General features: G+C 65.7%; 9 protein-coding genes. 6 read left to right on the top strand and 3 right to left on the bottom strand.

Annotation, left to right across the window (positions count from 1 at the left end):
- Positions 1-85: 85 nt before the first annotated feature.
- The 3 genes from IVB42_RS09555 (at position 86) to IVB42_RS09565 (ending at position 4,994) form a co-directional block, all read left to right on the top strand.
- A complete protein-coding gene (locus tag IVB42_RS09555) occupies positions 86-757 on the top strand; it encodes an OmpA family protein (protein ID WP_026233202.1) in 672 nt (223 codons plus the stop codon).
- A 158-nt stretch (positions 758-915) separates the two neighbouring features.
- Complete coding sequence (locus tag IVB42_RS09560; RefSeq protein ID WP_018456595.1) at positions 916-1,845, top strand: efflux RND transporter periplasmic adaptor subunit; 930 nt, start codon at positions 916-918, stop codon at positions 1,843-1,845.
- The gene (locus IVB42_RS09565) at positions 1,845-4,994 is read left to right on the top strand and encodes an efflux RND transporter permease subunit (protein WP_247396965.1); all 3,150 of its coding nucleotides are present in this window, start codon (positions 1,845-1,847) and stop codon (positions 4,992-4,994) included. The genes IVB42_RS09560 and IVB42_RS09565 overlap by 1 nt, the downstream gene beginning before the upstream one ends.
- Before the next feature lie 201 nt (positions 4,995-5,195).
- Here IVB42_RS09565 and IVB42_RS09570 read toward each other — a convergent pair whose 3' ends face one another.
- Positions 5,196-5,870 (bottom strand): Crp/Fnr family transcriptional regulator, encoded by a 675-nt coding sequence (locus tag IVB42_RS09570; RefSeq protein WP_018456597.1) that lies wholly within the window; start codon positions 5,868-5,870, stop codon positions 5,196-5,198.
- Positions 5,871-6,105: 235 nt separating this feature from the next.
- Between IVB42_RS09570 and IVB42_RS09575 the strand changes: the two genes are divergently transcribed.
- Together IVB42_RS09575 and IVB42_RS09580 are read left to right on the top strand one after the other, a co-directional pair.
- The gene (locus IVB42_RS09575) at positions 6,106-8,175 is read left to right on the top strand and encodes an AsmA family protein (protein ID WP_026233203.1); all 2,070 of its coding nucleotides are present in this window, start codon (positions 6,106-6,108) and stop codon (positions 8,173-8,175) included.
- Positions 8,176-8,459: 284 nt separating this feature from the next.
- A complete protein-coding gene (locus tag IVB42_RS09580) occupies positions 8,460-10,907 on the top strand; it encodes an adenylate/guanylate cyclase domain-containing protein (RefSeq protein WP_018456599.1) in 2,448 nt (815 codons plus the stop codon).
- 102 nt (positions 10,908-11,009) lie between these two features.
- Here IVB42_RS09580 and IVB42_RS09585 read toward each other — a convergent pair whose 3' ends face one another.
- Together IVB42_RS09585 and IVB42_RS09590 are read right to left on the bottom strand one after the other, a co-directional pair.
- Positions 11,010-12,299 (bottom strand): Spy/CpxP family protein refolding chaperone, encoded by a 1,290-nt coding sequence (locus tag IVB42_RS09585; RefSeq protein ID WP_051113002.1) that lies wholly within the window; start codon positions 12,297-12,299, stop codon positions 11,010-11,012.
- 142 nt (positions 12,300-12,441) lie between these two features.
- The gene (locus tag IVB42_RS09590; RefSeq protein ID WP_018456601.1) at positions 12,442-13,470 is read right to left on the bottom strand and encodes a LysM peptidoglycan-binding domain-containing protein; all 1,029 of its coding nucleotides are present in this window, start codon (positions 13,468-13,470) and stop codon (positions 12,442-12,444) included.
- A 186-nt stretch (positions 13,471-13,656) separates the two neighbouring features.
- Here IVB42_RS09590 and IVB42_RS09595 point away from each other — a divergent pair, with 186 nt between their 5' ends.
- Positions 13,657-14,343 carry a hypothetical protein gene (locus IVB42_RS09595; protein WP_026233205.1) on the top strand — a complete coding sequence of 229 codons (687 nt, stop codon included), beginning with the start codon at positions 13,657-13,659 and terminating at the stop codon, positions 14,341-14,343.
- The last annotated feature ends 121 nt before the right edge of the window (positions 14,344-14,464 follow it).

Genomic DNA, 14,464 nt, shown 5'->3' on the forward strand with positions numbered 1-14,464 from the left:
GAACGGATGCCGCAGGCCGTCCTTTCGGGAGGCTTATTGCAGGATTTTCGAACCGCACCAGCTGGCTGCGCAGGAGGGACTGGCTATGAGATTGGCTGCAAAGGGACTTACCGCAATCCTGTCCATCATCACCGTCGGCGCCGCGCTGTCGCTGACGATCCCGCTGGCATTCGCAGCCGACGACGGCAACAGCAAGAACGTCACCGAGGACGAGATCGTCCGCGCGCTGGCGCCGCCGCCGAAGAAGCCGCTGACCCGCGGCCTCTCGATCGCTCCGCAGGCCGATCCCGCACCGAGTGCCACGGAGACCAAGCTGATCCAGTCCGTGCGCGGCCGCTCGACACGGTCGCTGTCGTCGACCGAGCGTGAAGAAATCGCGTCGGCGGCCAAGGACAAGCCGAACATCGATCTGGAAATCACGTTCGACTACAACTCGGCCAATATCAGCGCCAAATCGCTTGCCTCGGTCCAGGCGCTCGGCCGCGCGCTGACCAGCCCCGACCTGAAAGGCTCGACCTTCGTGGTCGCCGGCCATACTGACGCCGCCGGAAGCGAGAGCTATAATCAGGATCTGTCGGAGCGCCGCGCGGATTCGATCAAGCGCTATTTGGTCGACAAATACAGCATCTCCGCGACCGACCTCGTCACGGTCGGCTACGGCAAGAGCAAGCTGAAGGACCCGGCCCAGCCGATGGCGGAAGTCAATCGTCGCGTGCAGGTCGTCAACATGGAAAACAAGACTACCGCATCGAAGTGACCACGACGTAATCCTTTGAAGTGACAAGTCGTGATGTGGTGTAAAGTCTCGCTCCCAGCGCGCGTCCCGCAGCCTTGCGGGACGCTGCTTTATTTCAGGGAAACGCTCTCCATGGGCCGCGCGCGGATGGCCGTGAGCCAGGCCAGGACGATCCGGCAATGAACCTCTCCCAATATCTCAAGCCAGCCGGAACGGTGATCTTCGTCGTCGCGCTCGGCGTCGGCTATTATCTGTTCGAGCACCGGCACCGCGCCGAGCCCAAGGAAACGCCGAGCGAGGCGCTGGTCATCGTGACCAAGTCGACCAATGCCTGCTTCTCCGACCTGGTCCGGGTGACCGGCTTCTTCGTGCCGCGCCGCGAAGCCGTGGTCGTCGCCGACCAGGAGGGATCCAGGGTCACCGACCTCTTCGTCACCGAAGGCACCCTCGTCACCGACAATCAGGAGCTGGCGCGCCTGACCGCACCGCCCCAGATTCCGGGCCAGCCGCCGCGGCCCGGCCCGCAAGGTCCGGTCTCGCTGAAGGCCTCTGCGCCGGGCCTCGTCACCGAGGTCCGCACCATCGTCGGCGCGCCGGCCTCGCCGCAGGCCGGCCCGATGTTCCGTATCGCCGTCAACAACGAGATCGAACTGGACGCGCAGGTGCCCGCGGTGCACATGGCCAAGCTCAGCTCCGGCGCGACCGTGCGCATCAGCCGCGACGACGCGCCCGATTTGATCGGGCGGGTCAGGCTAGTCGCGCCCGAAATCGATCGCGCCACCCAGCTCGGCCGCGTGCGCATCAGCGTCACCAACAATCCCTCGCTGAAAGTCGGCGTGTTCGCCCGCGCCTCGATCGACGCCAAGCGAAGCTGCGGCGTCGCGGTTCCCAAGACCGCGATCGACCATCTCACCGTGCAGGTCGTCAAGAGCAACATTGTCGAGACGCGCAAGGTACGGGTCGGGCTGTCTTCGGACAGCGCGACGGAAATCCTGGAAGGCCTCAATGTCGGCGAGATCGTCGTCGCCGACGCCGGCTCTTCGCTGCATGACGGCGACCAGATCAAGACCATGTTCGCTGATGAACTCGATCGCACGCGGGTACGCTGATGGCTCTCAATATCTCGGCATGGTCGATCCGCAATCCGCTGCCGTCGGTCGTATTTTCCATCATCCTCCTGATCCTCGGCTGGGTGTCCTTCACCAAGCTCGCGGTGACGCGGCTACCCTCGGCCGACATTCCCGTGATCTCGGTCGCGGTATCGCAGTTCGGCGCGGCACCCGCCGAGCTCGAATCCCAGGTCACCAAGACGGTTGAAGACGCCGTCTCCGGTGTCGAAGGGGTCAGGCACATCACCTCGCAGATCACCGACGGCCTGTCGGTGACGACAATCCAGTTCGCGCTGGAAACCAACACCGACCGCGCGCTCAACGACGTCAAGGACGCGGTGACGCGCGTGCGCTCGAACCTGCCGCAGAACGTCACCGAGCCGCTGATCCAGCGCGTCGATGTCATCGGCCTGCCGATCGTCACCTATGCCGCGATCTCGCCCGGCAAGACGCCGGAGCAGCTCTCCTATTTCGTCGACGACGTGGTCAAGCGCGCGCTGCAAGGCGTGCGCGGCGTCGCCCAGGTCGAGCGCATCGGCGGTGTCGAGCGCGAGATCCTGGTCTCGCTCGATCCCGACCGCCTGCAGTCGATGGGGCTGACGGCCGTCAACGTCAGCCAGAGCCTGCGCGGCACCAATGTCGACGTCGCCGGCGGCCGCGCCGAGATCGGCAAGAACGACCAGGCGATCCGCACCCTCGCCGGCGCCAAGACGCTGAGCGATCTCGCCGGCACCATGATTCCGCTGTTCGGCGGCGGCGAGGTCCGGCTCGACGATCTCGGCACCGTCACCGACACCATCGCAGACCGCCGTACCTTCGCCCGCTTCAACGGCGAGCCGATCGTCGCGCTCGGCATCAAGCGCTCCAAGGGTGCCAGCGACGTGAAGGTCGCCGAGGCCGTGCAGAAGCGCATCGACACGCTCAAGGCCACTTATCCCGACGTCGACCTGAAGGTGATCGACACCTCGGTCGAATATACCAATGGCAATTACCACGCGGCGATCTCGACCCTGTTCGAAGGCGCCATCCTCGCCGTCGTCATCGTGCTGTTGTTCCTGCGCGACCTGCGCGCCACCACCATCGCCGCGATCTCGCTGCCGTTGTCGATCTTCCCGGCATTCTGGGCGATGGACCTGCTCGGCTTCTCGCTCAACCTCGTCAGCTTCCTCGCCATCACGCTGTCGACGGGTATTCTGGTCGACGACGCCATCGTCGAGATCGAGAACATCGTCAGGCACATGAACATGGGCAAGTCGCCCTATCGTGCCGCCCTGGAAGCCGCCGACGAGATCGGCCTCGCGGTGATCGCGATCTCGCTGACGATCATCGCAATCTTCGCGCCCGCGAGCTTCATGTCGGGCATCGCCGGACAGTTCTTCAAGCAGTTCGGCATCACCGTCTCGGTACAGGTGTTCTTCTCGCTGCTCGCGGCGCGCTTCGTCACGCCGGTGCTCGCCGCCTACTTCCTCAAACATAGCAATCACCAAGAGCCGCCGCCCGGCCGCGTGCTGCGGTCCTATCACAGGCTCGTGGCCTGGTCGGTGAAGCACTATTTCATTACGGTGCTGGTCGGCTTCGGCGTCTTCGCCGCCTCGATCTGGAGCATTACGCTGCTGCCGCAGGGTTTCCTGCCGGCGCAGGACAGCTCGCGCTCGTTGGTTGCGCTCGAGCTGCCGCCGGGCACGCAGCTCGCCTACACCGAAAAAGTCACCGAAGACATCGTGGCGCGCCTGCGCAAGCGGCCCGAGGTGAAGAGCATCTTCGTCGACGGCGGCCGCGTTCCACCGGGGACCCAGGAAGTCCGGCGCGCCGCCTTGATCATCAATTACACGCCCAAGGACAGCCGCGACATCACCCAGCGCGAGCTCGAATTCTCGATCAGCCAGGAGCTGGAGAACATTCCAGACATCCGCTTCTGGTTCCTCGACGAGAACGGCCTGCGCGCCATCTCGCTGGTCGTGACCGGCGCAGACGCCAACATCGTCAACAACGTCGCCAGCGAACTCGCGACGCAGATGAAGCGGATTCCCACCATCTCCAACGTGATCTCGGAAACCACGCTGGAGCGGCCCGAGCTGCGCGTCGAACCGCGCGCCGATCTCGCCGCACGGCTCGGCGTCTCGACCGAAAGCCTATCGCAGACCATCCGCGTCGCCACCATCGGCGACGTCGGCCCCGCGCTTGCCAAGTTCGACGTTGGCGACCGTCTGGTGCCGATCCGAGTGCAGCTCGAGGATGCCGCGCGCGGCAATCTGAAGACGCTCGAACAGTTGCGCGTGCCGCTCGGCGAGCACGGCGAGAAGGGCGGCGTGCCGCTGTCCGTCATCGCCGACGTCAAGCTCGACCAGGGTCCGACCAGCATCAACCGTTACGATCGCGAGCGACAGGCGACCGTCGCGGCCGATCTCGTCGGCTCCGCCGCGCTCGGCGACGCCACCAAGAAGATCTACGATCTGCCGGTCATGAAGAGCCGACCGAAGGGCGTGAAGGTCTCCCCCTCCGGCGACGCCGAAAGCCTGAACGAACTGTCCGAAGGCTTTGCCACCGCGATCACGGCGGGCCTGATGATGGTCTACGCCGTTCTGGTGCTGCTGTTCGGCACCTTCCTGCAGCCGATCACCATTCTGTTCTCGCTGCCGCTCTCGATCGGCGGCGCGATCGCGGCCCTGCTGATCACCGGCAAGCAGCTCACGACACCGGTGTGGATCGGCATCCTGATGCTGATGGGTATCGTCACCAAGAACGCGATCATGCTGGTGGAATTCGCCATCGAATCCATTCACGCCGGCACACCGCGCGAAGAAGCCATGATCGACGCAGGCATGAAACGCGCTCGCCCGATCGTGATGACCACGATCGCGATGGCCGCGGGCATGATGCCCAGCGCGCTCGCGGTCGGCGCGGGCGGCGAGTTCCGCTCGCCGATGGCGCTCGCGGTGATCGGTGGCCTGATCTTCTCGACCATCCTGTCGCTGGTGTTCGTGCCCGCGATGTTCATGGTGATGGACGATCTCGGCGCCCTGATCTGGCGCTTCGCCAAGCGGCTGGTCGTGCACAGCGAAGATGCGGAGGGCGCAAGTCATCACGGAGCTGCGCCGGCCGAAGCGAGGCCGCGGCCGAAGAACATCGTGCACCCTGCGGCGGAGTAGATGTGCACCAGCGTCAAGCACACGAGGCAGTTCAGCGAGGGCCATCCGAGAACCCGACATAGCGGAGGATCGTCTTCGCTACCAGGCATTCAGACGTACCGGTCGTGCTGTGCCGATCGAGGTCGTTAAAGCGTGGGTCGCGAGTTGAGACTCTTCTGACGAACTCCTTCGCCCCGATAGCGACCCAGCCTAACGGCCCCCCTACTCGTTGCGCGCGATCGCCGTCAGCTTGGTCATGTTCCGCAGCAGGATGCGGCCGCGCTGGAGATCGAGGATCGCTTCCTTGCGCCAGGCCTGAAGCTGGCGGTTGACGCTCTCGCGGGCGGCGCCGACGAAGACGCCGAGTTGCTCCTGCGAGATGTGCACCTCCGAGCCGAAATCGGCGGCGAGCGCGCAGAGGCGCCGCGCGAGGCGAACCGGCAGCGGCTGGAGCATGGACTCTTCCATGCGCTCGCTCTGCCAGCGGATGCGCTGGCAGAGCAGCGCGATGATCTTGATCCCGACTTTCGGCTCGCGTTCGAGGAAGGCGAGAAAGTCTTCGCGCCGCAGCACGAACAGCTCGCTGGCTTCGCCCGCGGTGGCGTCCGCAGTGCGGCTCTGGCCATCCAGCACCGCAACCTCGCCGAACAGGTCGCCGGGCCCCATGAAGTTCAGCGTCAGGCGGCTGCCGTCGGAGGCGCCGGTCTCGATACGGACCTGGCCTCGGCGCACGCCGAACAGCGCATCGCCTGGGTCGCCCTTCTGGAACAGCACCTCGCCATTCCCCAGATGCTGGGTGTGGCAGAGATTCGCCAGCCGCTGGAGTTCGTCTGCGCCGAGATCGGCGAACATCGCATTCATCTTGAGGATGACCGCAAATTCGGCCTGCTTGCTCATTTCAATATCCTTGTGAATTTCGTTGGCAAATCGCTTGGAACCATCAACATCAAGATCGCGTAAAACCGCGCCCGGGAAGTGTGCCATAAGTCACATAACTTTGCAGCACCCCCAGACTATTTTTACGTGCTTGGAGCCGCTTCCCGTCCCGGGATAAACTCAGGAGCCAAGGACGGGTGCAAATGACGGTCATGTGCCGGATTCGACGCCGATCGTCCGCCGCTGGAAAGTCGATATGAGAGCCGTGAAATTCGCCGGCGCGGCGGTGGCCGCAATCGTCATCGTGATCGCACTCCTGCTGGTGGTCGGGATCCCCTCGGGCTTCCTGAGTTCGACGATTGCCTCGCGTGTCGAGAGCGCGACCGGCTATCGCCTGTCGGTCGACGGCACCACTAGAATCAGTTTGTGGCCGACGCTGAACGTGACGCTGAACGACCTCACGCTTGCCGACCCCAAGGACCGCAGCGGCATCACGCGCCTGTCCATCGACAGCGTGCGGGCCGACATGTCGCTCTCAAGCGTCTGGTCGGGCCGCCCGAAGATCAGCGAGCTCGTCGTCACCCATCCCGTGCTCTACCAGCCGCTGCTGCGTGAGCGCCTGCCGAATGCCGGCGGCACGTCGAAGCCGGTCGCGCTCGATCTCGACGGCGCCGCCATCGATCGCATCAAGGTCACCGATGGCGAGATCGCATTCGCGCGCGTGCGCGATCGCGTCGAGAGCCGCATCAGCGCCGTCAATGCCGATGCGATCGTCGGCCGCGACCGCAAGTTCAACATCACCGGCACCGCACGGGTCGGCGAGCATCCGACCAAATTCGACATCAAGGCGACCACGCCAGCGCCGCCGGCCGACCGACCGACCATTCCGGTGGATTTCGCCATCGACATGCCGGACGTGCTGAAGTCCCGGCTCGCGGGCCATGCCGAGATGCGGCTGAGCGGCGATGTCGTGATGATCAACGGCCTGAATGGCACGCTCGGCGATGGCGCGTTCAATGGCTGGGCCTCGGTCGATATCGCGAGCAAGCCTCTCGTCAAGCTCGATCTCGACTTCCAGCGGCTCGCGATCCCGCTGGCGAAATCGCCGGAAGGCGCGTCCGGGCAGCCCTGGAGCGATGCGCCGATCGACGTCTCCGGGCTCAACTATGTCGATGCGCAGATCAGGATCTCCGCGCATGAGGCGGTGATCGGCGAGGCACGCCTCGCGCCGCTGGCGGTCGATGCAAAACTCGCCGGCGGCGTGCTGAAGGCCGGCACCGCCAATCTCGGCGCCTATGGCGGCCAGGTTACGGGCGAATTGATCCTGGATGCGACCAGCGGCGCGCCGAGCTTTGCCATGCATTCCGACCTCGCCGGCGTGCGCGCGCTGCCGCTGCTGCAGGGCCTCGCCGAATTCGACCGGATCGACGGCAAGCTGCAGGCCAAGCTCGCGCTGCGCAGCGCCGGCAGCAGCCAGCGCGCGCTGATGGCGAACATGCAGGGCACGGCCTTCGTCAATTTCCAGGACGGCGCCATTCGCGGCATCAACGTCGCACAGATGATCCGCTCGCTGACATCGGGCACGCTGTCCGGCTGGCAGGAAAACGGAGACAGCAGTCGGGAGCAGAGCACGGATTTGTCGCAGCTCTCGGCGTCGTTCCGGATCGACAAGGGCCAGGCGGTGACCACCGATCTCAACTTGACCGGACCGCTCGTCCGCGTGACCGGTGCCGGCACGATCGCACTCGACACCAAGATGATGGGCTTTCGCGTCGAGCCGAAACTGGTGATGACGACCGAAGGCCAGGGCCGCGCCGCCGAGCCGGTCGGCTTCGGCATTCCCGTGATGATCCAGGGCACCTGGTCGCAGCCGCGAATCTATCCCGACATGGCCGGCATGCTGGACAATCCGGACGCCGCCTATGCCAAGCTGCGCGAGATGGGCAGGGGGCTGTTCGGCGCTGATGGGGCCGGGCTCGGCAATATTTTGGGCAGCCTTGGTCTCGGGGGAGCCACCGCGCCGGGTGGCGGTAATGCCGCCGGCACTGCCAATCCGCAAAGCCAGCAGCCCGCCGGACAGAACAATTTGCTCGGCGGCCCCCTGGGGGAGGCGCTCGGCAATCTGATCCAGCAGGGACTTTCCGGTGGCGCGGGAAACGGCACCGGGACCGGGACTGCCACCGGCCGCAGCCGCAGCCTGCCTGCAGCGCCATCCGCACTGATGCCGCAAGCCTCGCCGGCGTCCCCCGCCCTGGAGGACCCGCCGGCGGCGCAGCAGGACAGCCAGCCGATGAACGACGTGCTGCGGCAGCTCTTTAATCGATGATTGCAGGACCAAAGCGCTGGACTCCAGCCCTCCCTTGCCAAGGCGATCCCCTTACATCGGCGTCCCCGGCCGCGGCTTCCTCCAAACGGATGAGACTGCGACAATTCACCATGCTTCCGCCTGCCAGCATCCAAGGGAGTAACCGAGGCCGGTAACCACGCCGGGTGCTCGGCCGTCCCTTGACCAGTCCCTTCACAGTCCCCTGGGACCAAATTGTGCTAGAAGGCTCGCAGGGTCCGTGCGGCCCGTAGCGCCGGCGCCGATGGCGGCGCGAGAGGATCGGGATGGCAGGAGCGAACGACAAGACACGCTTTCTGCGCGAGGGCCTGTTCGCCAAATACGTCGTCTCTCTCGTCGGCCTCGTCGTGTTCGTGCTTGCCGTCAACGGCGCGATGGAGAGCTGGATCTCCTACCGCGCCACCAAGACACAGCTGACCGACGGTCTCGAGGACAAGGCGCAGGCTGCCGCGCGGCGGATCGAGCAGTCGATCTCGGAACTCGAGCGCCAGATCAGCTGGGTGACGCGGGCGAGCCAGGACACACTCGAGAAGCGCCGCGCCGACTACGCCCAACTGCTGCACCAGGTCTCGGTCGTCACTCAGCTGTTCCAGCTCAACGGCGACGGCCGCGAGGTGCTGCGCGTCTCGCGCCAGTCGACCACGACCGGCAGCAATGCCGACCTCTCCCGCGACATGCGCTTCACCGACACCGTCGCCCGCGGCGTCAGCTACGCGCCGGCCTGGTTCTCCGACCGGACGCCGTTCATGTCGATCTCGGTGGCGCATTCCGGTTTCAACGCCGGCGTCACCGTGGCCGAGCTCGACCTCAGCTTTCTCTCCGAGTACCTCATCGACGCCCAGGTCGGCAAAGCCGCCTTCGCCTATGTGGTTGATCCGCGCGGCCGCGTGCTGGCGACGTCCTCGAAAGGCCCCGAGATCGGTAAGGATTTGTCGAAGCTGCCGCAGGTTGCGGCCGCGGTCGCACCGGGCCACGAGCCCGACAATTCGGGCACCGACTTCAACGGCCATGCGGTGATGAGCGCCGCGAGCACCGTGCCGAAGCTCGGCTGGAGCGTGATGTTCGAGCAGCCGGCCACGCAGGCCTTGATGCCGATCCGCGACCAGCTGGTGCGCATTGCGCTTTTGATCGGCATGGGCCTGCTGGTCGCAATCCTTGCCGGCACGCTTCTGGCGCGCCGCATGATCATTCCGATCACGGCGCTGCGCGACGGCGCGCACAAGCTCGGCGAAGGCGATTTCAGCCATCGCATCGAGGTGCACACCGCGGACGAGCTGGAAGATCTCGCCGGCCAGTTCAACCGCATGGCCGACCAGATCCAGGAGACCTATTCGGACCTGGAGACCAAGGTCGAGGAGCGCACCCGCGATCTCGCGCAGTCGATCAACGAGCTCAAGGTGCTGGAAGAGGTCGGCCGCGCGGTCGCCGCCTCGCTCGATCTCAACGCCGTGCTGCCGACGATCGCGGCGCGCGCGATCGAGATCACCCATGCCGATGCGGTGCTGATCTACGGCTATGACGCTGAGATGCGCCGCTTCAATCTGGTCGAGGCCAACGGCATCGACAAATCCGCCGACGGCGCCCATGTCACCATCGACGAAGGCCAGGATATCCTGAGCGATGCGGCCGGGAGCGGCGAACCGATCGCGATCGCCGATCTCGACCAGGCCTCCGAGCAGCCGCTGCGCGACGTCGCGGTCGAGGCCGGCTTCCATTCGGTGCTGGTGGTGCCGCTGGTGGACCAGCAGGGCACGCTCGGCTCGCTGGTGGTGCTGCGCCGCGCCAGCGGCGAGTTCGCCGCCAGCATCATCGGCCTGATGCGCACGTTCGCCAACCAGGCCGTGCTGGCGATGCGCAATGCGCGGCTGTTCACCGAGGTCGACCACAAGGGCCGCGAACTCGCGGCTGCGCACGAAACCGTGCAGCAGCAGGCCGCAAAGCTCCAGGAGCAGACCGAGCAGCTGCGCAACTGGAATCGCTCGCTGGAAGAGCGGGTCGAGAAGCAGTTGGGGGAGATCGGCCGCATCAAGCGGCTCGAACGTTTCCTCGCGCCGCAAGTCGCGCAACTGATCGCCTCGTCCGACGGCCACGATGCGCTGCTCGACAGCCATCGCCGCGAGGTCACCGTCGTGTTCTGCGATTTGCGCGGCTTCACCTCGTTCACCGAGGCGACCGAGCCGGAAGAGGCGATGAACGTGCTGCGCGAATATCACGCCGCGCTCGGCGAGCTGATCCACCGCTATGAAGGCACGCTCGACCGCTTTGCCGGCGACGGCGTGATGATCCTGTTCAATGCGCCGATTCAGTTCGCCGACCATACCAAGCGCGCCGTGAAGATGGCGGTCGAGATGCGCGACACGATCGGCAAGCTGACCGAGAAATGGAAGAACCGCGGCCACTCGCTCGGCTTCGGCGTCGGCGTCGCCATGGGCTACGCCACGCTCGGCCAGATCGGCTTCGAGCAGCGGCTGGAATATGCCGCGATCGGCAGCGTCACCAATCTCTCCTCCCGCCTCTGCGACGAAGCCAAGGCCGGCCAGGTCGTCGTCAGCCGCCGCGTCTACGGCATGGTCGAGCCCTGGGTCGAAGCCCGCGCGCTCGACGATCTCGTGCTCAAGGGCTTCAACCACCCCGTGCTCGCGATGGAGATCCTGTCGTGGCGCGAGGAGGTGGAGAGCGTGGTGGATGCCGCCGCGGCAAGGCGAAGAGGGTAGCCACAACAAAAAACTGCGAAAACAACCCCATGCACAGTAGCAGGGGCCTGCAAGATCAATGACTTACGCGGGCACGGAATTGGCTGGAGGCGGTGCGGTTGATCACACCCCGCGCTTCGGCCCGATCGCCTCGAAGCCGGCCTTCTGCTCGTCGCTTAAGTCAGCTTCGAAATCGTCGAGCGCGTCACTGACGCCGTTCACCGCTTGCAGCATCGTCTGCAGCCGCGCCTTCACGGCGGTGAGGCGTGCCTGTGGTGTCGGTGGGGCCTGTGACGGACAGGCGCTGAGCGTTTCCATGGTGCGCAGTGTGGTGTCCTGGAGCACGTCGAGGCGGGCGCGGGCGGTGTCGTCGAGCTTGAGCGTGGAGGCGATCTCGGCCGCGGGCCATTGCTGCTGCACGAGCTGCTCGTATTGGCGCTGCAGCTTCTCGTCGTAGCGGGGATCGCTGTCCGCCTGGCAGGCCGACGCCGCCTCGGGATTCTTTTGCTGGATCGACGCGAGCGCGGCGCGGCGCTCCTTGGCCAGGCCATCGAGCTTGGCCTTCTGGTCGTCGTCGAGGAGGTCGAGGAATTTTGCGAGCGAAGGTGCGACGGCGTCCGTTGCCTTGATCATGGCCTCGATGCGCTCGCGCATCAGGCCGAGGCGCTCGATGGCCATCGCGGGGACCTGCGTCGGACAGGCGGCGCGGATGGTGTCGCGCGCGGATGCCCACGCGGTGGCGAGCTCGTCGAGCGCTGTGCGCTGCAATTCATTCGGCTGCACGGCAGCGGCGATGCGATCGACCGGCAGGCCGCCGGTGTCGCTGGCATCGCAGACAGTCTCTGCGGTCGGGACCCGCCGTCCGCGCCGGCCCTGCGGCGTGGTGTAGGCCGCAAGCTCGGTGGCCGCATAGGGCGCGAAGATCGCGGCATAGATGTCGCCATAGCCGTAGAGCGAGAGGCTGGTCGTATCGCCGAGGATGATCGCGGTGGTGAGATCGTCATGCGCGAATGGCCAGAACACCGGGCCGACCCAGCCGTAGCTGCCGTCGGGATGGCGCCACCAGCCCTGCGGACGACGGCCGCCACGCCAGCCCGACAGCGCAGCTTGCGCGGTCATCGCCGCACGGAGCACGTATGGATTCGCAGGCTGGCCGCGCTCTGCGCCGCGAGGATCTTGCGACCTCAACGCTGCGGAGCGGTATCGGCTGCCCCGCACCGCCATGCGGGCATGGCGCAAGCGAGACATGCCGATCATGTGGCCGACGGCAAAGCGCGCAACACCGAGCGGGCCGCCGCGGAAGCCGAACTGCGCCTCGGCGCGACCTGGCAACAGCACGGCCAGAATCACGAGGGTTACGCCTGATAGCGCCAGCCCCAGCCTTGGCCTGAGTGCCAAGCGTGATCTCGACATGACCACTGACCTGTCCACCTTGGCCCTCCTCCGGCGCCAAGCGCACATCGCGTCGCATCACCATGACGCGCGAGGGAACCAAATGTTCCGGAAGCGTACAGGGCAAAGCGTCGCAACGCGCCCCGGCAGAGCCGATGCGGTGTTACTCCGCCTTTTGCGGCAGCACGAAGGTTTGGCCGGGATAGATCAAATTGGGATTGTGGATCTTGGCGCGGTTGGCGTTGTAGATCACCGCAAAGCGGGCGCCGTCGCCGTAAGCGAGCCGGCTGAGCGCCCACAGGCTGTCGCCGCGAGAGATCACCCGGCTGCCGCCTGTTTCCGCCGCTGCTCCGCTGACGGCGTCCGCCGGCGAGGCCGATGCAACGGTCGTGGCCGCGGGCGCCCGCGCCATGACCCCCGATCCGCCCTTCGGTTTCGGTGCGCCCATCAATCTCGGCCGGGCTGCGGGCCTGTCCGACACCGATGCCACGACATCCGACTTGTCGTCGGGCTTCTCGGCCTTCGCCTCTTGTTTCGCCTCTTGCCGCGCGACCGGTGCAGGGCGAGCGGGCGGCGGTGCGGCTTCGGCGATGACGACCGGCATGCTGCGGCCGGATTGCGTGACGGTGCCGTCAGGCGATTTCGCCCGCAAGGTCAGCTCGTAGGAACCGGCGGGAAGCTGCGGCGGCGTCATCACGAATTGGCCCGACGCATCCGCCACGACTGTGTCGATCGGCTTGCCGTCGCGCAGCAGCTCGACCTTGGCACCCGGCGTCGCCCGGCCCGCGATCACCGCCGCCTCGCCGTGATCGTCGACGCGTGCAACGTCGAAGCGGGGGCCGGTATCCGCAATCGCCGGCGGCGGCTTGACCGGTGCAAGATCGGCAAGCGCGGCCGTGACCTGCTTTTGCGTCTCGGCCAGCGCACCCGCCTTCGTTTCAGCGGGGGACGCGGCCGGCACCGGCGGCGCGCTTGCGGCCAGCTTGGGCTCTTCCGGCTTGAGTTCCGGCTTGAGTTCCGGCTTGGGTTCGACCTTCTGTTCGACCTTGGCCTCCGGCTTGGCGGCGACCACGGAATCGGTCTTGGCCCCGATCGGCAGCATGCGACGCAGCTCGGTGGGGCCGATCACCAGCACGGTGCCGCCCACCGCGAGCAGACAGAATGCAATGAAGGCCTTGGTCGCGGTCACCATCGGAAACGAACCTTGATCAGGAAGAACCTAGCAAATCAATCGAGCCGGCAAGGTGCGCCGTTTTGGCCACGGCAGCAAGACGGTCGATGGGATGATGCGCCGGCACGCCGGGATGAACCGGCGCACCCCCGCCGGCGTCAAATGATCGAGGCCGCATCGCGGCATTTTTCTTGAGGAATTTTTTCCGTGACCGCATTTTGCCGTCCCGCACAATGGCTGGTGGTTGCCCTCATCCTGGCCGCAACTCCGGCGCTCGCCGCTTCCGGCCCGCCGTCTGGCTTCGCTCTCACTGACGATGCCGATCTAGCCTTCACCTCGCCCGACAAAGCCACCAAGATCGAGCAGTACATGAAGGACAGCGGAGATTTCGACGTCAAATGGCAGGCCTGGGCGAGGCGTGGCGACCAGATGACGGAGCTGAAGCCCGAGCAGGGCTACGGCGCCGGCTTCCGCTTCACCCCCGACTCGCAATGGCTGGTGCGGATGCAGAAGACCGGCTCCGGCGAGCAGGACCTCTATCTCTACCATGTCGACAAAGGCGCCTTCGTCAGCGTGACGAAGACCTCGTTCAGCGATCTGGCCTGGGCCTATTTCCACAGCCGGCCGGACACGGGGAAGATGAAGCTCGACTACCACATCTCGGCCAATCTCGTGAAAGGCACCGAAGAGGCCTATCGCGGGCTTGGCGTGCACTGGCCGGACAACCGTTACCTTGTGATCTCGGGCGAAATGGACAAGCACCCGAAGAACGTCGCCGTGAAGGGATTGGCCGACTGGCGCTGCCGCTATGATCTCAAGACCGGGACCTTCGACGTGCCGGCGATGTTCGCCAAGACCAATGCGGAAGCGTTGCGATGGGAAATCCGACGCTGAGGGAACCATGGCCCCGCACCTTCAGACAAGCGATGGAACCAACCCTCTGATTCCATTCCGATTCATGTTTTCCTAACCCTCACTGGTAACGTGGTCTTGTCGGTTTTGCCGCATCTTGCAT

The sequence above is a fragment of the Bradyrhizobium sp. 45 genome, assembly GCF_023073155.1.
In the GTDB taxonomy this organism is placed as follows: Bacteria; Pseudomonadota; Alphaproteobacteria; order Rhizobiales; family Xanthobacteraceae; genus Bradyrhizobium; species Bradyrhizobium canariense_D.